General features: G+C 67.7%; 22 protein-coding genes. 11 read left to right on the top strand and 11 right to left on the bottom strand.

What is annotated here, in order from left to right; genetic code table 11:
• Positions 1-11 precede the first annotated feature (11 nt).
• The gene (gene flhA, locus AC1RRV_RS20260) at positions 12-2,114 is read left to right on the top strand and encodes a flagellar biosynthesis protein FlhA (protein WP_492861457.1); all 2,103 of its coding nucleotides are present in this window, start codon (positions 12-14) and stop codon (positions 2,112-2,114) included.
• 13 nt (positions 2,115-2,127) lie between these two features.
• On the opposite strand, the gene AC1RRV_RS20255 is transcribed toward flhA, so the two are convergent.
• Positions 2,128-3,453 carry an oxygenase MpaB family protein gene (locus AC1RRV_RS20255; protein ID WP_492861456.1) on the bottom strand — a complete coding sequence of 442 codons (1,326 nt, stop codon included), beginning with the start codon at positions 3,451-3,453 and terminating at the stop codon, positions 2,128-2,130.
• A 153-nt stretch (positions 3,454-3,606) separates the two neighbouring features.
• Between AC1RRV_RS20255 and AC1RRV_RS20250 the strand changes: the two genes are divergently transcribed.
• Both AC1RRV_RS20250 and AC1RRV_RS20245 read left to right on the top strand, forming a co-directional pair.
• The gene (locus AC1RRV_RS20250) at positions 3,607-4,167 is read left to right on the top strand and encodes a hypothetical protein (protein WP_492861455.1); all 561 of its coding nucleotides are present in this window, start codon (positions 3,607-3,609) and stop codon (positions 4,165-4,167) included.
• 100 nt (positions 4,168-4,267) lie between these two features.
• On the top strand, positions 4,268-4,681 hold the full coding sequence (locus tag AC1RRV_RS20245; RefSeq protein ID WP_492861454.1) for a DUF4282 domain-containing protein: 414 nt from the start codon (positions 4,268-4,270) through the stop codon (positions 4,679-4,681).
• Here the strand turns inward: AC1RRV_RS20245 and AC1RRV_RS20240 are convergent.
• The 5 genes from AC1RRV_RS20240 to AC1RRV_RS20220 all read right to left on the bottom strand — a co-directional run bounded on the left by AC1RRV_RS20240 (position 4,678) and on the right by AC1RRV_RS20220 (position 7,921).
• Entirely contained in the window at positions 4,678-5,622 is a 945-nt protein-coding gene (locus AC1RRV_RS20240; protein WP_492861453.1) for a WcbI family polysaccharide biosynthesis putative acetyltransferase, read from the bottom strand. The genes AC1RRV_RS20245 and AC1RRV_RS20240 overlap by 4 nt on opposite strands.
• Before the next feature lie 106 nt (positions 5,623-5,728).
• Positions 5,729-6,178 carry a MarR family winged helix-turn-helix transcriptional regulator gene (locus tag AC1RRV_RS20235; RefSeq protein ID WP_492861452.1) on the bottom strand — a complete coding sequence of 150 codons (450 nt, stop codon included), beginning with the start codon at positions 6,176-6,178 and terminating at the stop codon, positions 5,729-5,731.
• Positions 6,179-6,189: 11 nt separating this feature from the next.
• Positions 6,190-6,606, bottom strand: a complete 417-nt coding sequence (locus AC1RRV_RS20230) for an organic hydroperoxide resistance protein (protein ID WP_047410442.1) — start codon at positions 6,604-6,606, stop codon at positions 6,190-6,192.
• A 224-nt stretch (positions 6,607-6,830) separates the two neighbouring features.
• Positions 6,831-7,532, bottom strand: coding sequence for a DnaJ domain-containing protein (locus AC1RRV_RS20225; protein WP_492861451.1), 702 nt, complete (start codon positions 7,530-7,532; stop codon positions 6,831-6,833).
• Positions 7,533-7,579: 47 nt separating this feature from the next.
• Positions 7,580-7,921: a hypothetical protein gene (locus AC1RRV_RS20220; RefSeq protein WP_492861450.1), complete on the bottom strand. Its 342-nt coding sequence runs from the start codon at positions 7,919-7,921 to the stop codon at positions 7,580-7,582.
• A gap of 93 nt (positions 7,922-8,014) precedes the next feature.
• Here AC1RRV_RS20220 and pdxH point away from each other — a divergent pair, with 93 nt between their 5' ends.
• The 4 genes from pdxH to AC1RRV_RS20200 all read left to right on the top strand — a co-directional run bounded on the left by pdxH (position 8,015) and on the right by AC1RRV_RS20200 (position 11,621).
• The gene (gene pdxH / locus AC1RRV_RS20215; protein ID WP_492861674.1) at positions 8,015-8,683 is read left to right on the top strand and encodes a pyridoxamine 5'-phosphate oxidase; all 669 of its coding nucleotides are present in this window, start codon (positions 8,015-8,017) and stop codon (positions 8,681-8,683) included.
• Positions 8,684-8,845: 162 nt separating this feature from the next.
• On the top strand, positions 8,846-9,508 hold the full coding sequence (locus AC1RRV_RS20210; protein ID WP_492861449.1) for a peroxiredoxin: 663 nt from the start codon (positions 8,846-8,848) through the stop codon (positions 9,506-9,508).
• Positions 9,509-9,615: 107 nt separating this feature from the next.
• Positions 9,616-10,887, top strand: coding sequence for a M24 family metallopeptidase (locus AC1RRV_RS20205; protein ID WP_492861448.1), 1,272 nt, complete (start codon positions 9,616-9,618; stop codon positions 10,885-10,887).
• A 29-nt stretch (positions 10,888-10,916) separates the two neighbouring features.
• On the top strand, positions 10,917-11,621 hold the full coding sequence (locus AC1RRV_RS20200; protein WP_492861447.1) for a hypothetical protein: 705 nt from the start codon (positions 10,917-10,919) through the stop codon (positions 11,619-11,621).
• A gap of 69 nt (positions 11,622-11,690) precedes the next feature.
• On the opposite strand, the gene AC1RRV_RS20195 is transcribed toward AC1RRV_RS20200, so the two are convergent.
• Together AC1RRV_RS20195 and AC1RRV_RS20190 are read right to left on the bottom strand one after the other, a co-directional pair.
• On the bottom strand, positions 11,691-12,629 hold the full coding sequence (locus AC1RRV_RS20195) for a hypothetical protein (protein WP_492861446.1): 939 nt from the start codon (positions 12,627-12,629) through the stop codon (positions 11,691-11,693).
• Between the two features lie 150 nt (positions 12,630-12,779).
• A complete protein-coding gene (locus AC1RRV_RS20190; protein WP_492861445.1) occupies positions 12,780-13,406 on the bottom strand; it encodes a TetR/AcrR family transcriptional regulator in 627 nt (208 codons plus the stop codon).
• Positions 13,407-13,550: 144 nt separating this feature from the next.
• Here AC1RRV_RS20190 and AC1RRV_RS20185 point away from each other — a divergent pair, with 144 nt between their 5' ends.
• Entirely contained in the window at positions 13,551-15,050 is a 1,500-nt protein-coding gene (locus AC1RRV_RS20185) for a bifunctional aminoglycoside phosphotransferase/ATP-binding protein (protein ID WP_492861444.1), read from the top strand.
• On the opposite strand, the gene AC1RRV_RS20180 is transcribed toward AC1RRV_RS20185, so the two are convergent.
• On the bottom strand, positions 15,047-16,804 hold the full coding sequence (locus AC1RRV_RS20180; protein WP_492861443.1) for a response regulator: 1,758 nt from the start codon (positions 16,802-16,804) through the stop codon (positions 15,047-15,049). The genes AC1RRV_RS20185 and AC1RRV_RS20180 overlap by 4 nt on opposite strands.
• Before the next feature lie 226 nt (positions 16,805-17,030).
• On the opposite strand from AC1RRV_RS20180, the gene AC1RRV_RS20175 reads away from it, so the two are divergent.
• A complete protein-coding gene (locus AC1RRV_RS20175) occupies positions 17,031-19,937 on the top strand; it encodes a long-chain-fatty-acid--CoA ligase (RefSeq protein WP_492861442.1) in 2,907 nt (968 codons plus the stop codon).
• Positions 19,938-19,940: 3 nt separating this feature from the next.
• Here the strand turns inward: AC1RRV_RS20175 and AC1RRV_RS20170 are convergent, their stop codons facing one another.
• Positions 19,941-20,834 (bottom strand): MBL fold metallo-hydrolase, encoded by an 894-nt coding sequence (locus tag AC1RRV_RS20170; RefSeq protein ID WP_492861441.1) that lies wholly within the window; start codon positions 20,832-20,834, stop codon positions 19,941-19,943.
• 105 nt (positions 20,835-20,939) lie between these two features.
• On the opposite strand from AC1RRV_RS20170, the gene AC1RRV_RS20165 reads away from it, so the two are divergent.
• Entirely contained in the window at positions 20,940-21,086 is a 147-nt protein-coding gene (locus AC1RRV_RS20165; RefSeq protein WP_492861440.1) for a hypothetical protein, read from the top strand.
• Positions 21,087-21,098: 12 nt separating this feature from the next.
• Here AC1RRV_RS20165 and AC1RRV_RS20160 read toward each other — a convergent pair whose 3' ends face one another.
• Complete coding sequence (locus AC1RRV_RS20160) at positions 21,099-21,506, bottom strand: TIGR01244 family sulfur transferase (RefSeq protein ID WP_492861439.1); 408 nt, start codon at positions 21,504-21,506, stop codon at positions 21,099-21,101.
• Between the two features lie 601 nt (positions 21,507-22,107).
• On the opposite strand from AC1RRV_RS20160, the gene AC1RRV_RS20155 reads away from it, so the two are divergent.
• Positions 22,108-25,299 carry a TonB-dependent receptor gene (locus AC1RRV_RS20155; RefSeq protein ID WP_492861438.1) on the top strand — a complete coding sequence of 1,064 codons (3,192 nt, stop codon included), beginning with the start codon at positions 22,108-22,110 and terminating at the stop codon, positions 25,297-25,299.
• Positions 25,300-25,522 lie beyond the last annotated feature (223 nt).

Genomic DNA, 25,522 nt, shown 5'->3' with positions numbered 1-25,522 from the left:
CAAGGTTCAGAATGGCCGACGCCGCCGCCCCGACCGCGAGTTCCATGCCCAGCGCCCGTTCGCTGCTGGACGGGTTCCTGCGCGGCGAAATGGGCCTGGCCCTGGGCGTCGTGGGCATCATCGTCCTGCTGATCCTGCCCGTTCCGCCGGTCCTGCTGGACCTGCTGCTGGCCATCTCGCTGACCGGCTCCGTGCTGATCCTGATGACGGCGGTGCTGATCAAGCGCCCGCTGGAATTCACCTCGTTCCCGACCGTCCTGCTCGTGGCGACCCTGTACCGCCTGGGCCTGAACGTCGCCTCGACCCGGCTGATCCTCGGCCACGGCCAGGAAGGCACCGGCGGGGCCGGCGCGGTCATCGAGGCCTTCGGTCACCTGATGATGCAGGGCAACTTCGTCATCGGCGTGATCATCTTCATCATCCTGGTGGTGGTGAACTTCATGGTCGTCACCAAGGGTTCGGGCCGGATCGCGGAAGTCGCGGCCCGCTTCACCCTGGACTCCATGCCCGGCAAGCAGATGGCCATCGACGCCGACCTGTCGACCGGCCTGATCGACCAGGAACAGGCCAAGCTGCGCCGCAAGGAGCTTGAGCAGGAAAGCACGTTCTTCGGCGCCATGGACGGCGCCAGCAAGTTCGTGAAGGGCGACGCGATCGCCGGCCTGATCATCACCGGCATCAACATCGTCGGCGGCATCATCATCGGTGTCGTGCAGCACAAGATCCCGATCGGCGAGGCCGCGTCCTCGTACACGATCATGACCATCGGCGACGGCCTGGTCAGCCAGATCCCGGCCCTGATCATCTCGATCGCCGCCGGCATGGTGGTGTCGAAGGCCGGTGTCGAAGGCTCGGCCGACAAGGCCCTGATGACCCAGCTGGGCATGAACCCGGCCGGCTTGGGCATGGTCTCGGCTTCGTCGGGCATCATCGCCCTGATCCCGGGCATGCCGATCATTCCGTTCGCGGTGCTGTCCCTGGGCGCCGGCGCCCTGGCCTACAAGCGCATCCAGGACGCCAAGAAGCCCAAGCAGATAGACGTCTCCGACCTCGAGGCCGCGGCGCCCGCCGAGGCCGAGGAAGAGCCGATCAGCGCTTCGCTGGCCATCGACGACGTCAAGATCGAGCTGGGCTACGGCCTGCTGACCCTGATCAACGACCTGGACGGCCGCAAGCTGACCGACCAGATCCGCGCCCTGCGCAAGACCCTGGCCGGCGAGTTCGGCTTCGTCATGCCGCCGGTGCGGATCCTCGACAACATGCGCCTGGCCAACCAGGGCTACGCGATCCGCATCAAGGAAATGGAAGCCGGGGCCGGCGAAGTCCGCCTGGGCAGCCTGATGGCCATGGACCCGCGCGGCGGCCAGGTCGAGCTGCCCGGCGAGCACGTGCGCGAGCCCGCCTTCGGCCTGCCGGCCACCTGGATCGCCGACGACCTGCGCGAGGAAGCCACCTTCCGCGGCTATACGGTCGTTGATCCGGCCACGGTGCTGACCACGCACCTGACCGAGATCCTCAAGGAGAACATGGCCGACCTGCTGTCCTACGCCGAGGTCCAGAAGCTCCTGAAGGAGCTGCCCGAGGCGCAGCGCAAGCTGGTCGACGACCTGATCCCGGGCACCGCCACGGCCGCCACGGTCCAGCGCGTGCTGCAGTCGCTGCTGCGCGAGCGGGTCTCGATCCGCGATCTGCCGCAGATCCTGGAAGGCATCGGCGAAGCCGCGCCTCACACCGCCTCGGTCACCCAGCTGGTCGAGCAGGTCCGCGCGCGCCTGGCCCGCCAGCTGTGCTGGGCCAATCGCGGCGACGACGGCGCCCTGCCGATCATCACCCTGTCGGCCGACTGGGAGCAGGCCTTCGCCGAAGCCCTGATCGGGCCCGGCGACGACAAGCAACTGGCCCTGCCGCCCTCGCGCCTGCAGGACTTCATCCGCGGCGTCCGCGACGCCTTCGAGCGCGCCGCCCTGGCCGGCGAGGCCGCCGTGCTGCTGACCAGCCCCGGCATCCGCCCCTATGTCCGCTCGATCATCGAGCGCTTCCGGGGCCAGACCGTGGTGATGAGCCAGAACGAAATCCACCCCCGCGCCCGTCTGAAGACGGTGGGGATGGTCTAGCGGCTGGAGCCGTCTAGGCCGTCGCTGTTCTGGCTCCGCCCGTGGGCCGGTATGTCTCGGCGTCCGACGTGAACTCCGCGTGGCCGTAGCGCGCGAGCTGCTTCCTCAGCTTGGCCACCAGCCGGCGGTCGGCGACATCCGATAGGCCTGGGACATTCCTCGCGAGCCGATAGGCCAGCAGCTTGCTGGTCACAATCAGCGCGATCACGCCGAACAGGGCGAGGTCGAAAGCGCCGATCTCGACGCCCATTCGCCGGGCCGCCGCGTGGTCGCCGTTCAGGAAGTTGCGCAGGAAGAACACCTTGGCGAAACCGCGCTCGACGCCGTCGAACAGTCGGTTGGCCAGACTCTCGTCGGGCGGCAGGTAGGCGTTCAAGGTGGCGCGGACCAGTTCCCCGCAGGTGGCGTCGTCGAAGCCGGCGCGCAGGGAGCCGCTGCGGGCGTTCATGGTGTCCACGACCCCCTGTGGCGTGTCGGCCAGCAGGTCCTCGGGCAGGCCCAGCAGGAAGCAGCGGTAGCGGGCCAGCTCGACGCGGGCGCGCTCCTCGGGCGTGAAGACCATCCGGCCCGTGGCGACGATCTTGTAGCTCATCAGGAAGATGGGGATCAGGCCGGCCGGCATCTGGTCGACCTGCGGGATCGGGATCCCATAGACGCCGACATCCCAGCGGTCCGAGCGCTTCAGGGCGTTGAACCGCACCATCGAATGCATCAGTCGCACCATGGCGGCGGCCTTGAAGCCGGCGCCGTGGCGCTCCAGCGCGCCGGGCAGCAAGGTGGTGGTGAAGAAGGTCGCCGTCTCGTTGACCCGCCGGGCGGCCGTGTCGCTCGACAGGGCGCCGGTCAGGGCCATCGGCAGGGCGGCGTACTTGTTCATGAAGGTGGCGATGAACGCGCCCCGGATCGCGAACGGGCCGAGATTGGCGGCGGCGTTGCGGTCCAGTCGTTGACCTTCGCGGACCAGGTCCATGTCGACCCAGTCGGGCGTGGTCTCCATGTCGGCGATGAAGGCGACCAGCTCCGGCGGCGCGTCGGCGACGGCCTCGACGCCATCGTCGCAGGCCTTGGTCAGCATGGCGATCAGCGGACGGAAGCCGTATTTCGGCATCAGGGCCGCATAGGCGTCGGCCACGACGTCGCCCAGCATCGTGTAGGCCTTGATCAGGGCGGCCTTGTCGGGATCAAGCCCGCTCTTCGCCAGGCGCGGCGCGACGCTGTTGGCCGGATCGTCCGTGAAGCGCTCCGGCGTCAGGTCGAAGTCGACTTCGCCATACAGCGCGGGCAGGGCGGTCTTCTGTGAAGCGACCTTGGCCCGGACCTGATCCAGCGGCGTTTGCATCTCGTCCTCGGGCGCTGCGGAACCGCCGCGATCCTCATGCGGACGCCAAGTCAATGCAAGCGCAAGGCGTGCTCGCGTCGACTCGCCGACGGAACCCCGGCCGCAAGGTGACGTTGTTTCCGGCAAGGGAGGGGCCCTCGACGGAGAGTACAGATGACCCACAAGCTTGCCCTGCTCACCGCCGCCGCGTCCCTGACGTTCGCCGGCGCCGCCTTCGCACAAAGCACCACGACCACCACGACCGCGCCGCCCAACCCGACGGGCGCGATGCCGCCGGCCGCCACGACCGCGCCGGGCCACTCGGCCACGGCCCCAGGCCAGTTGACCGCGCCTGGTCAGTCGACGACCAAGCCCGGCGCCCTCCCGGCCAATCCCGCCACGCCGGCCAATCCGGGCGTGAGCTCGGCGACCCCGGCCACGCCGGCGACGCCGCCGTCGGCCAGCACGGCCGATAGCGCCGCCACGCCCAGCTCGGCCACCGTCGCCAGCTTCAAGGTTGGTTCGGCCGTGAAGGACGCCGCCGGCGTGTCCGTCGGCCAGATCACCGGCACCAGCACCGGCGCCGATGGCTCGACCAACGTGATCGTGACCAATGGCGGCGTGAAATTCGCCCTGCCGGCCAACAGCCTCAGCGCCACCGTGGACGGCAGTGTCCAGACCACGGCGACCAAGGCCCAGATCGACGCCACGGTCGCCGGCGCCAAGCCGCAGTAGGCCACGCACGGTCCACGCCGATTCAACCACGAGCCCGCCCGGCATTGCCGAGCGGGCTCGTCACTGGTAGCGATGGCCCAAAGGGGCGTTTGTCGCCGACTTGGGGTCCAGTATGCCTCCGGCCAAAAAGACTAAGCGCGGGTCCAACTCGCTGCTCTGGGATCTGCTGACGTTCGATCGTCTGGTTACCGGGCCGGTGATCCACTTCATCTATTGGGCTGGCCTCGGGGTCGTGGCCCTGTTCGGCTTCTCGGTCGTCGGCGCCGCCGTCGGCCTGGCGCTGAAGGAGCCGGGCGTCGGCTCGCTGCTGCTGGCCTTCCCGGTGCTGATCGCCGGCCTGCTGGTTGCCGGCGCCCTGGTGCTGCTGTGGCGCGCCTTCTGCGAGTTCTATGTCGCCGTCTTTCGAATCAGCGAGGACCTGCGGGCCCTTCGCCAGACCAGCGACGCCGACCACGCGGCGCATCGCGCCCGCCAGACGGCGCAGCAGCAAGCCCAGCAGCCGCCGCTCGTCTAGTCCGTCGTCAGCAGTGGCGTGTACCAGGGCCTGGCCGTCGGCTGGGCCATGGTCTCGACCGCCTGGATGAACTGCTCGCGCGGAATCGCCTCGTAGAACGGCCGCTGGCCCTTCACGTAGTCGGCCAGAGTCTGGCGGCCGTGGGTCTTGGTCATAGTGATCGGCTTGTCCTGGAAGGTCATGCCGAACGCCTCGCGCACGAACGGCGCGGCGAAGAACTGGATCTCGTCCAACGGATCGCCCTTCAGCGACCAGCGCGCGCCCAAGGTCTTGCCGATCATCGGCTCCAGCCGCGCGAGGATGTCGTCGGCGATCCAGCGCATCGGCAGGATCGAGGGGTGGTTGGGCGTGTGACCCAGGCGCTTGTCCTTGTAGAGCGCCCGCACGCGGTCGGAGATGCGGATGTCCAGCGGCCGGTCGCCGTCCAGCACCCGCTCCTCGCGCACCCCGAACTCGTAGAACGCCGCCCCGACCATGCCCTCGACATAGGGCGCCAGCCCTTTGAGGTGCTGCAGGCGGTCGACGATCGTCTCGTCGGAGAAGCCCCGGGCGATCAGGGCCCCCAGCAGATAGTCCATATACTCGGTCGGCGGCTCGGGCAGGCCGGGCAGGGCCGAGGTGATGAACGGCGTGTAGACCTCGAAATGGTAGTAGGCGAAGCTGATCAGGGTGGTGTTCGCGCCGGCGGCCTCGACAATGCGGGCCGAAGCGAATTGCGGGCCGCGATAATTGGCCGAGATCGGCTGGTAGAGCACCACATCCAGGTCGGGGACGGAGGCGATGAACGCGTCCATTTCCTCGGCGGTGATGTTCATGGTCGCCGGGATCGGCGTAAACTGGATCTTGCCCTTCAGGCCCGGAATGCCCTGCAGCAGCTTGAGCAAGGCGTTGGCGTGGCAGGCGCCGTAGATGGCGGCGCGGATCGGTTTGTTACGCGGCATGAGACCCTCGACAGGGGTTCTGCTTTAGGCGGTCGCTCGGCCGACGACAACTTGCACCTGGAGCGCGATGACCGCCGAAACCGCTCACACTTTCGGCTATCGCGCTCTAGCGCGCCACGGTCTTCAGCCGTTCGCGCAAGCTCCCCATCGCCTCGAGCGGCATGTCGAGGGCGCAGAACAGCTTCTCGGGTATGGTCGCGGCCTGGTCGCGCAGGGCGTGCCCCTTGTCGGTCAGGGCCACGATGACCCGCCGCTCATCCTCCGGATCGCGGGTGCGCTCGACGAGGCCGCCGGCTTCCAGGCGCTTGAGCAGCGGGGTCAAGGTGCTGGAATCGAGGTCCAGGGCGTCGCCCAGGGCCCCGACCGTCCGGGGACTGGCCTCCCACAGCACCAGCATGGCCAGATACTGCGGATAGGTCAGCCCCAGGGCGTCCAGCATCGGCCGGTAGAGCCGCGTCATCCGATTGGCCGCGCCGTAGAGGGCGAAGCACAGCTGGTTGTCGAGGCGCAGGACCTCGATCGGAGCATCGGACGGCGCGGGCTTCTTCTGGGTCATGACACGACTGCTTAGGCGGCCTTCACGGTGATGGCCACGTCGACATTGCCGCGCGTGGCGTTCGAATAGGGGCAGACCTGGTGAGCGGTCGCAACCAGGGCTTCGGCGTCGGCCTGGCTCAGACCCTGGGTTTCGACTTCCAGCGCGACTTCCAACTTGAAACCGACCTCCTGGGTGGCGAGGCCGACCTGGCCGGTCACGGTCGAGCCGGTGAGGGCGATCTTCTGGGTGCGGGCGACGTGGGCCATGGCGCTCTGGAAACAGGCGGCGTAGCCGGCGGCGAACAGCTGCTCGGGGTTGGTGCCGGTCTCCTTGCCGCCCAGGGCCTTGGGCATCGACAGCTGGACGTCCAGCAGGCCGTCCTCGCTGCGGGCATGGCCGTCACGGCCGCCGACGACGGTGGCGCGGGTGGTGTAGAGGGTGGTCATCGGGAAGCTCCTTGGCTTGCAGTGATGTGAACGATTTAATCGTGCGCGATATAACTTCAAGGGTAGGGTCAGAAAAAAGATCGTGCGCGACTAATCCTCCCCCTAGCGGGGGAGGTGGCGCGAAGCGCCGGAGGGGGAAGTTCCGCCGAGGTTGCCTCTTCCCCCTCCGTCGCCGCTGCGCGCCGACACCTCCCCCGCTAGGGGGAGGATTTTGGAGGAATCGCCTAAGCCGCCCAGGCCGCCGCGAACCGCTTCAGCAGCGAACGGGCGGGACTTTCCGCGCCGGTCTCGGCGGCTTCCAGGCGCAGGAACAGGTCTCCGGCCTTGTGCGCCGCGCGGGCGGGCAGGCCCTGGCCGGGCAGGCGAACCAGACCGCGCTCGGCGGCCTTGGTCGAGATCCAGGCGGGGCGCGGGCCCAGCGGGGTGTCGGCGTCGACTCGGCCGCCCTCGGACAGGACGCGCGGATCGACCTTGCCGGTCAGCCACAGGTCGTCGCCGCGCACCAGGGCGCCGTCCTGGGCGCGAATCCGGACCTCGAACATCACGCCTTCGACCCGGACCTTGTCGCCTTCGCGCAGGCCGGCGGGCAGCTTCAGGCGCAGGTGACGGCCGTCGATCGTCAGGTCTTCCGCGCCGCCGGTCACGGCCGTGGCGATGTCGATGTCCAGGAACACGCGGTCGACGATCGGGACCGCATTGGTCACGGCCGGTGGGAAGTTGTGCTGGACGGGCGGGGTGTCCTGCAGCAGGCGGTAGGCCGCCAGCACGTCACGGAACAGGGCCGCGTCGCCGGTCGGGCGATCGGGATGGGCCCGCTTGGCGGTCTCGCGATAGGCCTTGCGCAGCTCACGCTCGTCCGCGCCCGGCGCCACGCCCAGAAGGGCGCGGGCGGCCGCGAGGGTCAAGGCGGAGGCGCGGGCAGTCATCCGGCGACCCTGCCGCAGGATGGTCAACGGCGGGTTAAGTTAAGACTTCAACCCAGCAGCAGCGCGGGGACAAGGGCGACCGCGAGGGCCGCGACCAGGATCATCACGCCAAGCGCGCCGGAAACGCGCGGCGCGACCCAGAGCGTGGCCGATGGCGCAGCGTCGGGACCGAGGGCGACGATTTCAGCGCGCGTCCTGCCCAGGCGCTTCCACGAGGCGTAGCAAAGCGGGCCAAGGATGAGCACGCTCAGCAGGGCGCCAACTCCAGCGCCGGCCAAGCCCAGCACGCCGCGCGGCTGGGTCAGGTCTATCGCCACCATTCCGATCAGCGCGCCAGCCGCCAAGGTGAGCTCGGCATAGGCCAGGGTCAGACGCGTCTTCAACTTCATGGGGCAAGCTCTCAGTGTGGTCTCCCAAAGATTGAGACGGCAAGCCTCGCCGTCAAGGTGGCCCACGTCGCTCGGCGGGCCTATATCAACTTCATGAGCGCCGACCCGACCCTGATCCCCGCCTCGCCCAGCGAGGACGACTATGTCCGCCAGGTGACCCAGGCGACGCCGCCGCCCCTGCTGTCGGAAGAGGACCCGCTGGCCCTGTTCGCCGAATGGCTGGAGGAGGCGGGCAAGAAGGAGCCCAGCGATCCCAACGCCATGACCGTCTCGACGGTCGACGCCGACGGCATGCCGGACTCGCGCATGGTGCTGCTGAAGGATTTCGATCAGCGCGGTTTCGTCTTCTACACCAACACCCACAGCGCCAAGGGGCGGGAGCTCGATGGCCAGCCCAAGGCCGCCCTGCTGTTCCACTGGAAGTCGCTGCGACGCCAGGTGCGGATCCGGGGCGTGGTCGAGCCGGTGACCGAGGCCGAGGCCGACGCCTATTTCGCCAGCCGCGCCCGCCACAGCCAGCTCGGCGCCTGGGCCAGCGACCAGTCGCGTCCGCTGCCCGACCGTCTGGCCCTGGAGAAGCGGGTCGCCGAGATGGGCTTGAAGTTCGGCCTGGGAAAGGTGCCGCGTCCGCCGCACTGGTCGGGCTACCGCATCGTGCCGGTGTCGATCGAGTTCTGGCGCGACCGCCCCTTTCGCCTGCACGAGCGCCTGGTGTTCGACCGCGCCGACGGCGGCTGGACCACCAAGCGGCTGTTTCCGTGAACAGGGTTCGCATCGACCGCCCTACCGCACCTTTCGGAAGTCGGCGCGGGCCGCTAAGCCTAGCGCGCTAAACGTTAGCGCGAGATGGGCCATCGCAGCGCGTGAGCAACCCCATTGCCACAGGGCCGGCCCGTAGGCCGACCAGGACCGGAGACCGACCTCATGTCGTTGCGGATCAATTCCGAGGCCCCGAACTTCACGGCCAAGACCACCCAGGGCGAGATCACCTTCCACGACTGGATCGGCGACGGCTGGGCGATCCTGTTCTCGCACCCGAAAGACTTCACCCCGGTCTGCACGACCGAGCTGGGCTACATGGCGGGCCTGAAGCCCGAGTTCGACAAGCGCAACACCAAGGTCATCGGCCTGTCGGTCGACCCGGTCGAGAACCACGCCAAGTGGGCCGCCGACATCGAGGAAACTCAAGGTCACGCGGTCAACTATCCGATGATCGGCGACACCGACCTGGCGGTCGCCAAGCTCTATGACATGCTGCCGGAAGGCGCGGGCGACACCTCGGACGGCCGCACGGCCGCCGACAACGCCACGGTCCGCGCGGTGTTCATCATCGGCCCTGACAAGAAGATCAAGGCGATGCTGATCTATCCGATGACCTCGGGCCGCGACTTCAACGAAGTGCTGCGCCTGCTGGATTCCTGCCAGCTGACGGCTCGGCACACAGTGGCCACGCCGGTGAACTGGCGTCCGGGCGACGACGTGATCATCCCGCCCAGCGTCAGCGACGAGGCCGCCGCCGCCAAGTATCCGGACGGCTGGAAGACCCTGAAGCCATACCTGCGGGTCGTGGCACAGCCCAAGGGCTGAGCTGCCGCGCTGGGCAGCGGGAAAATGGGTTTTCGGCGGTGACCGGACGGTGGAGGTTGCCGCCGGTCGCCCAACACTGATGTGACGCCCTGGTTTCGAGGATCGACATGACGGCTTTTCAAACCCTCGGCCGACGCGGCTTCCTGGCGGCCGCGGCGGCCGCCGCGGCCGCCGCGGCCGGCGCGGTCGCGGTGAGCGCTCCGGCCTGGGCCCGGCAGGACGGCGTCAAGAAGCTGACCGACGGCCTCGCCCTGATCGGACCCGCCGAGCGGCAGTCGCGGTTGGAGCGCGCCCAGGCGCTGATGGCCAAGCTGGGCCTGTCGGCGATCATCACTGAGGCCGGGTCGTCGATGGACTACTTCACCGGCGTGCAGTGGAGCCGTAGCGAGCGGCCGACCCTGGCGATCATCCCGCGTGAAGGCCAGGTCGGCATGGTGATGCCGAAGTTCGAGGAGCCGTCGATCCGCCAGAGCCTCGGCGTTCCGGCCGAGATCCGTCCCTGGGAAGAGGACGAAAATCCCTATGCGATCGCCGCCGGCCTGCTGGCCGACCGCAAGCTGGCGTCCGGCAAGATCGGCGTCGAGGAGACGATCCGGACCTTTATCGTCGACGGCCTGGCCGCGGCGCTGCCGTCGGCGAAGGTCGTCTCGGGGGCGGCCGTCTTCCGGGGCTGCCGGATGATCAAGACCCCCGCCGAGATCGCCCTGATGCAGGTCGCGGCCGACATCACGGTCGCGGCCCTGCGCCATACCCACGCCAATGTCCGGGCCGGCATGGGGCCACGCGACATCGCCGCCCTGATGGCCGAGCGCACGACGGCGCTGGGCGGGCGGGTCAGCTTCAACCTGATCCTGATCGGCGAGGCCAGCGCCTATCCGCACGGCTCGCGCCAGCCCCAGGTGCTGGGTGAAGGCCAGGTCGTGCTGATGGATTGCGGCTGCAATGTCGGCGGCTACGAGTCGGACATCTCGCGGACCTTCGTGTTTGGCGAGGCCACCGCCCGCCAGCGCAAGGTCTGGACCGACGTCGCGCGCGGTCAGCAGATCGCCTTCGAGGCCGCCCAGATCGGCGTGGAGGCCGGCGCGGTCGATCGCGCCGTACGCGCCTATTACGAAACCCTGGGCTGGGGCCCGCGCTACAAGCTGCCGGGCCTGTCGCACCGCACCGGCCACGGTATCGGCATGGACGGCCACGAGCCGGTGAACTTCGTCATGTCGGAAACCACCAAGCTGGCGCCCGGCATGTGCTTCTCCGACGAGCCCGGCATCTACATCCCCGGCGAGTTCGGCGTGCGGCTGGAGGACTGTCTCCACATGACGCCGCAGGGGCCGAAGTGGTTCAGCCTTCCGCCGACGTCGCTGGACAAGCCGATGGGGTGAGGGGGCTTGGTGTAGTCCGCTATTGACCCATGACAGACGTTGCCGTTGCACTTTGCATCGAGGAGATGCACCACGTTTCTATGGGCACACCGCTGCTGACATCGATTGAAGAGTCCGCCCAAGCGATGATTGAGAAGGTCTACGATCTTTTCGCGGCACCAACGCCTACGTCGATTGAGGGCTGTCCGTGCTGCGTTGGAACACGCCGTGTCGACTTGCTGCTCGCCACGCCACTTCGCGATCTCGACGGTCCGATGCTGTGGCGCTACGTGACTGGGGCGTTTCTAACAGTCGGTGGCGATCGCGACTTCCGCTATCTGTTACCGCGCATCTTGGATTTGGCCTTCCACGATCCCGGCTCATTGCCCGACGTGGAGATTGTCCTGGGCAAACTGCGGCTCGCCCGTTGGAACACTTGGGCGCCGACCGAGCGCGCCGCCATCGAAGAGCTGATTGATCTGTGGTTCGACCACGTCCTCGCTCGCGATCTGCTTCATGCGGACGAGTGGCAGGTCGGTTCGGAAACCGAAGCCCTGCTTTGCGGGGCTGCACGAGCCGATCTCGACCTTGCGCCGTGGCTGGCTCGCCTGCTAGCGCCGGCCGCTACTCCCGTAAGAGCGGCGATCAGGGAACGGTATGCCAAGTCCCTGGCGTCAAGCGAGTTACCAAGCATTAGTTTTTGGGAGGATGCGCCCAACGGTTGGCGATTGCTGGTGCCGGCGATTAGCCAGTAGGTCCGCCGTCCCACCCGTTCAGGCATTGAGTTGCGACGGAGGTATGGGCTCAATCACGCGGCCGGTAGCTCAGAAGTTCTTCTTGAGAACCTGGCCGGCAGGAGGCTGAGGCAGGCTCGTCGCCGGCGCGGGTTGAACTGGCGGCGGTGACGGGGCCGGCTGCTGGCCGCCATTGCCCTTTTCAGCGTCGCTCACTTGATGAGACCTTTCAGCTGCACGAGGTTCCAGAGCGTTGTTAGCGGGGGCTCGGCGCCGAGCGTCAACGTTTGACCCTGCGGCTCCCTCGGCAGTTTGACCTCGGTCTTCAGCGCCGCGCCCTTGGCCAGCTTGCTGTACGTCTTGACCTGAAGCGGCGCCCGCGCCTTCGCGCCGGTCTTGGCCTTCGTCTTGCCCTCGGCCTTGGGGGCGGACCTTGGCGTTGCTGTCAGCGACATTGTTGCTTTCCAACTTACGAAGCTTAGTCACCTCATCAGTGACAAACATAATGCCAATCATCGAAAAAGCGATGCTCAACATGATCACAAGCCACGTGAAGCCTTCGGCGCGAGCCGTGAGCTTAGGGGCATTGACCAACCGATTGTGAGCCGTGTCCTCGGCATAGTGGCGGACCATCAGCTCGCTCAACTTCTCCTTGGTTCGAAGCTGTACAAACTTGGGCGTCAGGCCGGTCAGCCTATACGCGCTCTTCAACTCCTGAACGTAGTTGACGAGATCGGGCTCGGAAGGGGGGATTCTGTAATCGCGACGGCGGACAGCTTTGAATAAATTGCCTAGCACGATGCAAGCCGATACCGCTGCGGCTGCCAGCATGAACCGAAGGACGACGCCGAGCACCCCACCGGACGGGGGCAGCTTCGCGATAATGTAGGTGAACATCGGGCCCGCGAAAGCAAAAGCCGCCGCGAAAAACGGTAATGTGCGAGCCACATTCTCGTCGACGTCTAGCTCGCGTTCGAAGCTGTCCTTCAGGACCTCCTCAAGGTATTCGTCGGCTACGTCCTGCGACACGGTCTCGCCCCAAGATTTCCACAAATTAGGCTACAGGCTGCCTCCTAGGACGCAAGAGCGGTAGGTTGGAGGCGTCCCCGAAGGCGTAGCTCCAGAAGAACGTGTCGAGCGGCCCTTTCCACCCACAACCGACCTCAAAATCCTCCGCCCCTAACCCGCCCGCGCCCCGTACCGCGCCAGGAACGTCTCCACCGCGTCCTCGGCGATATCCCGCACCGGCCGTCGGGACTGGGCCTCGTCGCCCGCCGACAGGCCCAGGACCAGGGTCACGTGGTCAAGCATTCCCATCAGCTGGCCGGCGGCCCAGGAGGTTTTCGCGACGCGAAGTTCGCCGGTCTTGACCAGGTCGTTGATCACCGCGATCGCCGCGCCGCCCAGCTCGTCACGGGCGCTCTGCAGGAAGTATTCGGCGACGTCCTCGAAGCGGCGACGCTCGGCGGTCACCATCCGGAACATCGCCCGGGTGTCGGGGCGCGAGAAGAAGGTGGCGTAGGCCGTGGCCAGGGCGGTCAGGCGGGTGCGGGCGTCGCCCTTGGTCCGCGCCGCCTCGCGCACGGGGGCGGCGATGACGCTGACCGTCTCCATGACGATGGCCTTGAACAGATCCGCCTTGCCCGGGAAGTAGGCGTACAGGGTGGCCGTCGAGACCCCGGCCGCGCGGGCCACCACCTCCATCCCCGAGTCGGCGTAGCCCTGCCGCAGGAACAGGGCCCTGGCCGAGGCGAGGATCTCCTCGCGCTTCTGTCCCGACCGTTTCAAACCCGCGCCGATAAGCATGGGAAACTCGCGTTGACTGGCTTCGATACAATCTAACCGCGAAAACTTGACTGTAGCAAGGGCCGCGCGAGGCGACTCCCGCCTTGGTTTCGGCTATGCAGCGCCGGCGCCGGTTTTCGTGCGTGCAGAGATGGGATTTTCGGCGTGATCAAGGACGCGGAAGCCGCGCGCGAGCAGGAAGTGGCCGCCTGGTTCGGCGAGCGAGCGGAAAACACGATCGAGACGTCGTGCGCCCGGGTGTTCCTGATCGGCGACTCGGCCTTCAAGGTGAAACGCCCGGTCGATTTCGGCTTCCTGGACTACTCGACGCTGGAGCTGCGCCGCTGGGCGCTGGAGCGCGAGCTGACCTTCAACCGCGCCGCCGCGCCCGACATCTATCGCGAGGTCCGCTGCCTGACCCGCTTGGCCGACGGCGGTCTTGAGATCGACGGCCAGGGCGAGATCGTCGAGTACCTGCTGGAGATGCGCCGCTTCGACCAGAACGGCGTGCTGGCCACCCAGCCCTGGGCGATCGACGACGAGCTGGAGGATTCGCTGGGCCGCACGGTGGCCCGCTTCCACGCCGGCTCCAGCTTGCGTCCGCAAGGCGGCGGGGTCTCGGCTCTGGGCTACACGATCCGCTCGAACGCCAACCTGCTGCGCGGCCTGTCCTCGCGCCTGGGCAAGCAGGCGGTCGAGCGCCTGGTGCAGGAGACGGACATCGCCCTCGAGCGCCTCGGCCCCCTGCTGGACGGCCGCGCCAAGGAGGGCTTCGCCCGCCACTGCCACGGCGACCTGCACCTGGGGAACATCCTGATCGAGAACGGCCAGCCGATCCTGTTCGACTGCATCGAGTTCAACGACACGCTGTCGGACATCGATGTGCAGTACGACCTGGCGTTCCTGCTGATGGACCTGGATTTCCGCCGTCGCCGCGACGCGGCCGGGCGGGTGCTGAACGCCTATCTGGACGAGGCCGCCCGCACGTTTGGCGAAGGCCTGTGGACGGGGCTGGCGGCCCTGCCGTTGATGCTCAGCGTCCGCGCCGCCGTGCGCACCCACGTCTGGGCCTACACCGGCGATGACGAGGCCGCCCGGGCTTACCTCAACACAGCCCTTGAGCACCTGGCCCCCAAGCCGGTCAGCCTGGTGGCGGCCGGCGGCCTGTCAGGCTCGGGCAAGTCGACCTTCTCGCGCGTCTGCGCGCCGGGCCTGGGCTCGGCCCCCGGCGCGGTGGTCCTGCGCACCGACGAGATCCGCAAGCGCCTGTGGGGCGTGCCGTCCCTGCAGCGCCTGCCGCGCGAGGCCTATACGCCGGAGATGAGCGCCAAGGTCTATGACCAGCTGTTCCATGACGCCGAGCTGTGCCTGAAGGCCAAGCGCTCGGTGGTGCTGGACGCGGTGTTCCTGAAGCCCGAGGAGCGCGCCCGCGCCGAGGCCCTGGCCAAGAGCCTGGACGTCGGCTTCCTGGGCGTCTGGCTGGAGGCGCCGCCGGAGGTGCTGCGCGCCCGCGTGGCCGCTCGGATCAACGACGCGTCCGACGCCGACGTGGCGGTCCTGGAGACCCAGCTGACCCGCGACACCGGCGAGATCGCCTGGCGCAAGGTCGACACGGTCAACGCCTTCGAGGACGAGGCCCGGGCCCTGGCGGAGACGATGGGCTAGGCCGCTCCGCGCAGCAGCCCTTCGTCGGGCGGCTCCGGGTTCACGGCCCGCGCGATGGCCATGATCAGGTCGATCGGCTTGACCGGCTTGCCCAGGTGGTCGTCGAAGCCCAGGCCCAGGAACCGTTCGCGATCGCCGGCCATGGCCGAGGCGGTCAGGGCGATGACGGGCAGGGCGGGATTGCCCGCCTTGCCTTGGCGGATGGCTTCCAGCGCGGTGATGCCGTCCATCACGGGCATGTTGATGTCCATCAGCACGCAGTCGTAGTGCTGCTGGGACATGGCCTCGAGCGCGTCGCGGCCGTTCTCGACGATGGTGAGGGCGACGCCGGCGGGCTCAAGCATGGTGCGCACCACCAGCTGGTTGATGGCGTTGTCCTCGGCCATCAGCACGTGGATCTGGCCCAGCGTGTCGTCCTGGAGGGTCGCGTCCACGATGACCGCGACGGGGGCCTCGGCCGTCCCCGCCTGGATGCTGAACACGAAACAGGCCCCGCTGACGCCAGGGCGCAGCACAAGGTCGCCCCCCAGCCGGCGGGCCAGGGCGCGCGAGATGGTCAGGCCCAGGCCGGCGCCGCCATGGCTGCGCGAGATGGTCTGATCGGCCTGGGTGAAGCTGCTGAAAATCCGCTCGGCCGCCTCGATCGGCACGCCGGGACCCGTGTCCGAGACGGTGAACCGCACCAGCCAGCCGCCGCCGTCTTGCGGTTCGGCCCCAGCCGAGATGCGCACGTGGCCTCGGCGGGTGAATTTCACGGCGTTGGACACCAGATTGGTCAGCACCTGGCGGATGCGCAGGGGGTCGGCCGAGATCCAGGCCGGGAGGTCGGTTTCGTAGTTCGCGAACAGCGACAGGCCCTTGGCCTCGGCGGCGTCGCGCCAGGCGTCCACCACCTCGGTGACGATGGTCCGCGGATCAATCGCCGCGGGCGCCAACTCGACCTTGCCGGCTTCGATGCGCGAGAGGTCCAGCACGTCGTTCAGCAATTGCATCAGGCTGTCGCCCGACTTGATCATCAGGTCGATCTGTTCACGCTGGGCGCGGTCCAGGTTCGAGCGGGACAGCGCATGGGCCATGCCGAGCAGGCCGTTCATCGGGGTGCGCAACTCGTGGCTGGTGACGGCGATGAACGTCGACTTGGCGCGGTTGGCGGCGAGGGCGCGCTCGCGTTCCTCGCGGAGGCCACGGGTCAGTTCGTCCATGCGCTGAGCCGCCGCGCGGTTGCGCAGCGCCACGTTCAGGGTGGCGCCGATCAGCAGGACCAGCGACCAGCGCGTGGCGTGGGTCACCGGGTCGTTCCCAGGCATGAAGAAGAAGGGAAATACGATCAGGCAGACGGCCGGGGCCAGGCCGCTGATGATCAGCAGGGCCAGCGGCTGGTGGCGATAATTCTGGGTGAAGACCAGCTGCCCGCACCAGATGGCCACGGCGGCGATCTTCAGTTTCTCGGGACCGTTCAGCCAGAGCAGCGCCGCCAGGGCCGCCCAGCTGCCGTTCACCGGGATCGACGCCAGGATGAAGGCCGCGCGATCGTGAAGCGGGCCCGGTTGGCCTCGACCAAAGCGCCGCGTGGCCAGGAACGCCAGGCCCTCGGCGACGAGAAAGGCGGCCAGCCAGGTGAGCGAGACCGTGTAGCCCAACGCCAGGCCGATGATCGCGGCGGCGAAAAAGCCCGAGATCACGCGCGACAGGCTGAGCCGGCGGATATCGCCGGCGACCTCGTCCAGTCGCTCGTCCGCGAGTGTCTTGGCCACCCAGCCCAAGGTCGTCTCCAGCCATCGAACTGCGTTCGCTCAGGCGAGGACTATCCGCTGATCGCAACCAAGAGTCTCCTTACCGCGCCTGCGACCGATTAGCGCGTGCGTGGCCTACCCGACAGATCGACGCTTTTCCCGCCTCGGGCGCTGCGCGTTGCGTGTCGCGCCGCACACCGATAGCCTCGCGTGAACAACGATAATCAATCGGGAGAGCGGGGCTTTGATGCAGGGGCTGATGCAGCATGGGGCGCTGACCCTCGACAAGATCATCGACCACGCGGCCAAGTGGCATGGTGATCGCGAGGTGGTCAGCCGATCGGTCGAGGGGCAGATCGTGCGCACGACCTACGCCCAGATCCGCGATCGCGCCAAGCGTGTCTCCAACGCCCTGCTGGCCCTGGGGGTCAAGCCCGGCGACCGCGTCGGCACCCTGGCCTGGAACACCGGCCGCCACATGGAGGCCTGGTATGGGATCATGGGCATCGGGGCGGTCTGCCACACCCTGAACCCGCGCCTCTTCCCCGAACAGATCGCCTGGATCGCCGACCATGGCGGCGACCGGCTGATCTTCACCGATCTCAGCTTCCTGCCGATCATCGCCGCGATCATTCCGCGTCTGCCGAACGTCGAGCATGTCGTCGTCCTGACCGACCGCGACCACATGCCGGCCGACTTCGCCCCGGCCGGCGAGGCGCCGCACTTCAAGGGCCTGTTGGCCTTCGAGGACCTGGTCGAGCAACACCACGCCGAGTGCGCCTGGGGTGGGTTCGACGAGGGCACGGCGGCGGGCCTTTGCTACACCTCGGGCACGACGGGCGACCCCAAGGGGGTCATGTACTCGCACCGCTCGAACTTCCTGCACACGCTGATCACACTGCAGCCCGACGTGATGGGCCTGTCGCAGAAGGACGTGATCCTGCCGGTGGTGCCGATGTTCCACGCCAACGCCTGGGGCGTGGCGTTCTCGGCTCCGGGTACGGGGGCCAAGATGGTGATGCCCGGCGCCAAAATGGACGGCGCCTCGATCTATGAGCTGCTGGACACCGAGGGTGTGACCTTCTCGGCCGCCGTGCCGACCGTCTGGCAGATGCTGTTGCAGCACCTGGAGGCCACCGGCGCGACGCTGCCGATGCTGAAGAAGGTGGTGATCGGCGGCGCGGCCTGTCCCGAGAGCATCATCCGCGCCTTCCACGAGAAGTACGACGTCGAGGTGGTCCACGCCTGGGGCATGACCGAGACCTCGCCGGTCGGGACCCTTTCGGTGATGACCGCCGAGATCGAGAAGCTGCCCTACGATCAGCAGATGCCCTATCGCCTGAAGCAGGGCCGGCCGCCGCTGGGGGTCGAGATCTGCCTGCGCGACGACGCCGGCGGCCCGCTGCCGCACGACGGCAAGGCGTTCGGCAACCTCAAGATCCGAGGCCCGATCATCGCCGCCGAATACTTCCGGGGGGCCGGCGGCAAGATCCTGGATGACGAGGGCTTCTTCGACACCGGCGACGTCGCCACGATCGACGACCATGGCTTCATGCAGATCACCGACCGCGCCAAGGACGTGGTGAAGTCCGGCGGCGAGTGGATCAGCACGATCGAGATCGAGAACATCGCCGTCGGCCATCCCAAGGCCGCGCTGGCCGCGGTGGTCGGCGTGCCGCATCCCAAGTGGGATGAGCGCCCGGTGCTGCTGGTCAAGCTGAAGGACGGCGAGACCGCGACCAAGGAGGAGTTCCTGGAATTCCTCCAGGGCAAGATCGCCAAGTGGTGGACGCCCGACGACGTGTTGTTCGTCGACGAGATCCCGCTGGGCTCGACCGGCAAGATCGACAAGAAGCTGATCCGCAAGGGGCTCGCCGACCAGGGCTACGAACTGCCGACCGCGCCGGCGCCCGCGCCGACCCTGGCCGCCGCCGACGGAGGCCAGACGGAAGTGATCTACGCGCCCGAGGCCGTCGAGGAGGTGGAGGCGGAGACCGCGCTGGGGGAGCCCCAGTCGGTCGTTGAGGCCGAGGCCGAGCAAGCTCAGCCCGACTCGGCGACCGACACGGCCAGCGCTGAAGTCGCCGCGATCGAAGCGGCGCCCGAACCCGAGCCCGTCGAGAGCCTTGAAGCCGCCGAACCGGTGGCGACCGAGGTTCCGGTCGTTGCGGCTGAACCTGAACCCGCGCCCGCGCCCGAGCCGGACGCCCCGTTGCGGCTGAACGAGCCCGAATCGCCCGAGCCGCCAATCGCCGCGCCGGTCGCCGCGCCGGTCGCCGCGCCAGTCGCCGGGGAGGCGCCGGAGGTCCTGCCGTTCGCCGTGCCGATCGCGCCGGCTCGCAAGGCCCAAAAGGGGGGCAAAGGCGCCAGGGCGAGCAAGTCCCCAAGCTGGGCTCGGCTGTATCTGGACGTGGCGCTCCTGATCGCCCTGGTCCCCGCCATCCTGGTCGGCGGCGGCGCGCTGGGCGTGAAGCTGGAAGCGATCGGCCGGCCGCTGGGCTACACCCTGATGACCCTCGACTGGGCGCCGAAGGCCGCCCTGCTCAGCGTCGCGACCGCGCTCATTGGCCTGATCGTCGCGCTGATCGGCGGCTTCTCGCGTCTGTGGCGGGCGGCGGTGCTGGCCTTGCTGGTGACGGGCGTCACCCTGGTGGTGATGTCGGGGGCCAAGGCGTTGCAGGGATTGGCCCCGCCGATTCACGATGTCTCGACGGACTGGCAAACGCCGCTGGCGTTCTCGGATGCGGCCATGGCGGCGCGGGGCGGCTCGGCCCAGACGGTCGACGACGATCCGAGCCTGGCGGTCGGCTCGGCCGCCTATGCGGGTCGCCGGATCGCCGAAATCAACGCCGAGACCTGCCCGGCCGCCCAGCCGGTGATCAGCGCGCGCGCGCCCGGCGACGCCTATGCGGCGATCAAGGCCGCCGTGCTGGCCTCAGGCATGACCCTTGTCACCGACGCGCCCATGGAGGGGCGTCTCGAAGCGACCGGGCGCAGTTTCTGGTATGGCCTCACCGACGACCTGGCGGTGCGGGTGCGTCCCGACGCGCAAGGCTCGCGTGTGGACATGCGCTCGATCGGCCGCGACGCCGGCCCCGACCAGGGCCGCAACTGCGCGCGGATCGAGAAGCTGATCAGGTCCGTGAAGGGGTAGGGCTCAGGCCGGCCGGTATTCGGTGTCCAGACCGGGCCGGCCGCCGCTGACGACGCGCCCCTCGCGCACCAGCAGGATCATGTGGGCCAGCACCGAATGGGCGGCGGCCGGGTGCAGGCGCGGGTCCACGGCGGCGTAGAGGCTGGGCACCATGGCCTTGATCGTCGTGAAGCCAGCGCCCAGCGCCTCGAGAATCTGGGCCTCCCGCGCGCGGCGGTGGGCGACATAGGCGTCGATGAACGGCCCCACCTCGCGCACCGGCGCGCCGTGAGTCGGCCACAGGGTGTCGAAGTTTCGCGCCCGCACCTTGGCCAGGCTGGCGAAATAGTCGCCCATGTCGCCGTCGGGCGGCGTGATCACCGTGGTCGACCAGCCCATGATGTGGTCGCCCGAAAAGAAGGCGTTCTCCTCCTTCAGGGCGAAGCAGACGTGGTTGGAGGTGTGGCCTGGCGTGGTCACGGCCTCCAGCGTCCAACCCGGACCCGTCAGGACATCGCCGTCCGCGAGCTCGACATCGGGGCGGAAGCGTCCATCGGCGCCTTCCTCCAGGCCAGGGGCCGAGACCTCGCCGTCACCCCCAGGCGCTGGCAGGCCATGGACCTTGGCCCCGAACGCCTCGGCCAGCGGATGGGCGAGGGGGGAGTGGTCCAGGTGGTGGTGGGTGACCAGGACGTGGGTGACCTGTTCACCCGCCAGGGCGGTCTTCAAGGCTTCGAAGTGCTCGGCCAGGTCGGGACCGGGATCGATCACCGCCACCTCGCCCCGGCCCACGATGTAGACGCCGGTGCCGGTATAGGTGAACGGGCCCGGATTGGGCGCGAGCACCCGCCGGATCAGGGGGGAAACCTGGTCGCAGCGGCCGTGTTCGAATTCCAGCTCGCGGACGAAGGGGATCATCGGGGCGTTCCCGCTGCTCTTGGATGGGGAATCGGCCTGTCGGCGGATCCCGTGGCGGCGCCGGTCTTGCGCTGTGCCTCTCCAGTAACTCTTGGAGAGCGGATCATGGCGGCGGACGCGGCGATTTTTGTCTCAAAACGGCTCCAGCGCGCGGCCTTCGCTGTTCTGTGTATCATCATGGTTCAGTTCGCCCTGGCCAGCTGCGAGGCTGAACCGACGCCGATGGCGGCGCGCGAGGCGGCCGCCTTCTAGGCTGACCCGGCCTCAGCCCGGCAGTACGCCCGAGAGATCGTAACCCGCCTGACGACCCTGGTTGACCAGGGTCTCGCGGTCTTCCCCCGCCAGCGCCTGGCCGATCGACCAGGTGACGATAGAGCGCGTGCCCGAGCGACAGAAGGCCAGCACGGCCCCATCCGCCGCCTCGACCGCCGCGCGCACCGCGTCGACCTGGTCGGGCGTCGGCCCGCCGCGCACCGGCACGTACAGATAGTCCAGGCCGGCGGCCCTCGCCGCGGCTTCGATGGCCGCGCCCGGCGGTTGGCTGGGGTCCTCGCCGTCGGGGCGATTGTTGATCACCAGCACGAATCCCTCCGCCGCCGCCCGGGCCATGTCGGCCTCAGTAACCTGCGGGCTGACGGACAGAGACTCGGTTACACGTCGGAAATCGCTCATGGGCTCGCCGAAAGAGAAGATCGCGCGGCGCGGTCCGCCGCCGCCGCATCTTCGCGGCCGAGAGGCGCCTAGGCAATGGTCACCGGTGTCTACGCCCGTGCTCAGGCAAAAGGCTAACTCGGGGAGATTGTGCCGATATTGTAGCGAAGATTAAAAAACTTTTAGCATAATTGCGCCGATCGCGGGGATGATTTCCTCGATGTCAATCGGGGTGGGGTGGATTGTCGCGAAAAATTCTTCGAAAGGAGAATTTCGGAAACCGTGTTCTTCGCGGACGAAATAACCCCAGGAAAACAATCGAGTGGTTAAGATTCTCCCTCACGACATGGGGGGCGGGTATCCCCGTGGAGCGGTGATCTTTCGAAAAGCGGCCACCCTGTGGCGTTTATGCGACAGGGGGTCGCGATGTGGATTACAATTCTGCAATGACAATTGACCCCTGGCGTGACCGGCTCCTAACGTCGCCCCAACCGGGAAAATGTTTCCGGGACACCAGTGATCTCGTGGCGCCGTCAGACGGAATTCCGCCGGGGTCGGGCAAAGTTTCTTGAGGGGTTCTTGCCCGGCCTTAGTTCGATGCGCCATGGCAGAGGGGATATTGATGAGCATGAAAACCACCCACAAGGGCAGCGCGCGCGCGCGCCTGCTGACGTCGACGCTGCTCGCCGGGCTCGCGACGATCGCCGTGCCCGCGGCGATCGGTACGATCGCCATGGTCGCGCCGACCGTGGCCAGCGCTCAGGACTATTCGAGCGGCACCCTGATCGGCACCGTCACCGACACCTCGGGCGCCCCGATCGCCGGCGCGACCGTCGTCGTGAAGTCGCTGGCTCAAGGCTTCGAGCGTAACCTGACCACCGACTCGTCGGGTGGCTTCCGCGCGGCCCTGATTCCGACCGGCGGCTATTCGGTCTCGATCAACAAGGCCGGCTTCGTCGCGGCTAGCGACGGCAACGTCAGCGTCCGCACCGGCGCGGCGTCGAACTACGGCTTTACCCTGGCCGCCGAAGGCGAGACCGTTTCGGAAGTCGTCATCACCGGCACCGCCAACCCGCAGCTCGACTTCGCCAACACCACGACCGGCCTGGTCGTCGACGTCGAAACCCTGTCGAAGCAAGTTCCGATCGCCCGGAACGTGACCGCCCTGACGCTGCTGGCCCCCTCGGCCATCCCCGGCGACACGGCCGCGACCTTCGTTCAGCAGGGCCAATCGCAAGCCGCCATCGGCGGTTCGTCGATCGGTGAAAACGTCTTCTACGTGAACGGCCTGAACATCACGAACTTCGTCAACGGCATCGGTGGCACCACCGTCCCGTTCGAGTTCTACAAGTCGGTCGAAGTGAAGACCGGCGGTTTCCCGGCCGAATTCGGCCGCGGCACCGGCGCCATGATCAACGCCGTGACCAAGTCGGGCTCGAACGACTTCACGTTCGCCCTGCACGGCAACTATGAGCCGAACTCGCTGCGTGAGCAGCCGCCGAACGCCCTGACCACCCGCAACTCGGTCTCCAAGCGCACGGACAAGAGCCTGATCGTCGAAGCCGGCGGCCCGATCATCCCGGACCACCTGTTCTTCTACGGCCTGGCCTCGTTCAACAGCCTGAAGACCCAGACCGCGGCCAACACGTTCAACCCGGCGGCCGGCGCCCAGAACAACCTGACGCGCTTCCGCACGGCGGATCCGTTCTACGCCTTCAAGCTGGACGCCTACATCACCGACCGCCAGCACCTGGAATTCACCTACTTCGACAGCAGCCGTAAGCAAAAGAGCGACGTCTTCCGTTACTCGCTCGACAACGACCAAGTCGTCGGCAATCGCACGGCCGCCAACACCCTGTACCAGGGCGGTGAAAACTACGTCGCTCGCTATACCGGCAGCTTCACCGACTGGCTGACCATCTCGGCCGCCTACGGCCGCAGCGAAGTCGACAACGCCAACGTCGGCAACCTGATCGGCGAACCGCTGGTCCAGGACGCCCGCGGCTCCACCACCACGCTGAGCCGTCAGACCGTGGCCGCCAGCACCTTCCCGTTCCTCGCCGAACGTGAATTCTATCGCGGCGACGTCGACATCTACTTCAAGCTGTTCGGCTCGCACCACGTCCGCGGCGGCTACGATCAGGAAAACACCACCCTGACCGAGTTCACCGTGCGTAACGGCGGCTACAACTACATCTACCGCCAGGCCACGGCGACCAGCAACCTGGGCGGCCTCGTCGCCGCTGGTCAGCAGTATGTCGAACTCCGCAAGTTCCAGACGGGCGGCGGCTTCGACGGCGTCAACAAGGCCTACTACATCCAGGACGCCTGGGACCTGACCGATCGCCTGACCCTGAACCTGGGCGTGCGTAAGGACCAGTTCTCGGTGGCCGACCCGAACGGTCAGGTCTTCTCGAGCTTCAGCAATGAAATCGGCCTGCGGATGGGCTTCGCCTACGACATCTTCGGCGACCGCAACGACAAGCTCTACGGGTCGTACGGTCGTACGTACGTGCCGGTGGCTTCGAACACCGCGTTCCGCGCGGCTTCGCCGGCCATCGACAACTCGCAGTTCTTCCTGCCCGCCGGCGGCGCGACGACCTTCACGGGTCTGAGCCCCATCACGGGTCTGCCGACCGCGGGCCTCGGCGCGCAGATCATCGGTACGGCCGCTGCTCACGGCACGCTGAACCAGTGCGCCGCCGCCGTTGGCTCGATCGCCGCGGCCGGTTCGTGGGCTTGCGTCACCCGTAACGCCGGCACCTCGCCCGATCCGGACGCCGTCGCGGCCCACAACCTGGGTTCGACGTTCCAGGACGAGTACATCATCGGCTACGAGCACCGCTTCGGTCCGCTGTGGAAAGCCGGTGTCAACCTGACCTACCGCACCCTGGGCCGCGTGTCGGAAGACGCCCTGCTCGACTACGGCGTCCGCAACTGGTGCTCGGCTAACGGCTACGCGCTGAACAACGCCGCCGGCACGGGCTGCGCTCAGACCTGGTTCGGTGAGCACCAGTATCTGATCATCAACCCGGGCAAGGACGCGGTCATCACCCTGTTCGATCCGCTGCCGGGTGAGACCCAGATCCGCACGATCACCGTGACGGCGGCCCAAATGGGCTTCCCGAAGGTGAAGCGCGAATACGTCGGCCTCGAGTTCAACTTCGAGCGCGCCTTCGACGGCAAGTGGGGCCTGCAAGGTTCGTACGTGCTCTCGGAATCGAAGGGTAACTTCGAAGGCCAAGCGCGTTCGGACAACGGTCAGACCGACGCCGGCATCACCGTCGACTTCGACCACCTGGCCTTCGTGCCGGGCTCGTACGGCCTGCTGCCGAACCACCGTGGCCACCAGCTGAAGCTGTTCGGCTCGTACGCCTTGACCGACAACCTGCTGTTCGGTGGCAACCTCTCGGTCATCTCGCCGCGTAAGTACGGCTGCATCGGCACGGCTCCGGCCGGTTCGACGCCGGACGCCAGCATCGCCAACGACAGCTACGGCGCGGCTTCGCGCTTCTGCGGCGGCAAGCTGGTCAACCGCGGCACGGCCTTCGACGGTGACTGGATCACGCGCTTCGACATGTCGGTCCGCTATACGGTCCCGGCGAAGTTCGTGCCGTCGCTGCCGCTGATCGGTTCGGAAGACAGCTCGCTGGTCCTGCGCGCCGACGTGTTCAACGTGTTCAACCTGAAGAACATCGCCGAGCGTAACGAATTCGGCGAAACGGCTACGGGCACCGCGCGTCTGGACTACCAGTCGCCGATGGCCTACCAGCCGCCGCGCTCGATCCGCTTCGGCTTCGATCTGCAGTTCTAATCCGCTTAAAACGGATCGAACGGATGACGGCGGGCTCGCAAGAGCCCGCCGTTTTTCTTTGAGCGATGGATTGCCGTGGAAGGTGGTCGGGCCGGGATGAGGTCCCCGCCCGGAACTTGGAGCGAGTGCCGTCGGCTTCCGACCCCAGTCGGAAGTCGGATGCTCCCCCTCTGGGGGAGCTGTCGCGGAGCGACTGAGGGGGCTATGCGGCCTATGCCGAGCT

The sequence above is a fragment of the Caulobacter sp. GW821-FHT11E10 genome (genome assembly GCF_058808375.1).
Note: the sequence above shows the minus strand (reverse complement) of the source record. Positions and strands in the feature narration are given on the sequence as shown.

Coding starts and splice junctions, on each gene's coding strand:
- AC1RRV_RS20200 (WP_492861447.1), top strand. CDS start 10,917: ATGACAGACGTTGCCGTTGCACTTTGCATCGAGGAGATGCACCACGTT.
- AC1RRV_RS20165 (WP_492861440.1), top strand. CDS start 20,940: ATGGCGGCGGACGCGGCGATTTTTGTCTCAAAACGGCTCCAGCGCGCG.
- AC1RRV_RS20160 (WP_492861439.1), bottom strand. CDS start 21,506: ATGAGCGATTTCCGACGTGTAACCGAGTCTCTGTCCGTCAGCCCGCAG.
- AC1RRV_RS20255 (WP_492861456.1), bottom strand. CDS start 3,453: ATGCAAACGCCGCTGGATCAGGTCCGGGCCAAGGTCGCTTCACAGAAG.
- AC1RRV_RS20235 (WP_492861452.1), bottom strand. CDS start 6,178: ATGACCCAGAAGAAGCCCGCGCCGTCCGATGCTCCGATCGAGGTCCTG.
- AC1RRV_RS20250 (WP_492861455.1), top strand. CDS start 3,607: ATGACCCACAAGCTTGCCCTGCTCACCGCCGCCGCGTCCCTGACGTTC.
- pdxH (WP_492861674.1), top strand. CDS start 8,015: ATGAGCGCCGACCCGACCCTGATCCCCGCCTCGCCCAGCGAGGACGAC.
- AC1RRV_RS20175 (WP_492861442.1), top strand. CDS start 17,031: ATGCAGGGGCTGATGCAGCATGGGGCGCTGACCCTCGACAAGATCATC.
- AC1RRV_RS20155 (WP_492861438.1), top strand. CDS start 22,108: ATGAGCATGAAAACCACCCACAAGGGCAGCGCGCGCGCGCGCCTGCTG.
- AC1RRV_RS20205 (WP_492861448.1), top strand. CDS start 9,616: ATGACGGCTTTTCAAACCCTCGGCCGACGCGGCTTCCTGGCGGCCGCG.
- AC1RRV_RS20190 (WP_492861445.1), bottom strand. CDS start 13,406: ATGCTTATCGGCGCGGGTTTGAAACGGTCGGGACAGAAGCGCGAGGAG.
- AC1RRV_RS20170 (WP_492861441.1), bottom strand. CDS start 20,834: ATGATCCCCTTCGTCCGCGAGCTGGAATTCGAACACGGCCGCTGCGAC.
- AC1RRV_RS20210 (WP_492861449.1), top strand. CDS start 8,846: ATGTCGTTGCGGATCAATTCCGAGGCCCCGAACTTCACGGCCAAGACC.
- AC1RRV_RS20220 (WP_492861450.1), bottom strand. CDS start 7,921: ATGAAGTTGAAGACGCGTCTGACCCTGGCCTATGCCGAGCTCACCTTG.
- AC1RRV_RS20230 (WP_047410442.1), bottom strand. CDS start 6,606: ATGACCACCCTCTACACCACCCGCGCCACCGTCGTCGGCGGCCGTGAC.
- AC1RRV_RS20225 (WP_492861451.1), bottom strand. CDS start 7,532: ATGACTGCCCGCGCCTCCGCCTTGACCCTCGCGGCCGCCCGCGCCCTT.
- AC1RRV_RS20240 (WP_492861453.1), bottom strand. CDS start 5,622: ATGCCGCGTAACAAACCGATCCGCGCCGCCATCTACGGCGCCTGCCAC.
- flhA (WP_492861457.1), top strand. CDS start 12: ATGGCCGACGCCGCCGCCCCGACCGCGAGTTCCATGCCCAGCGCCCGT.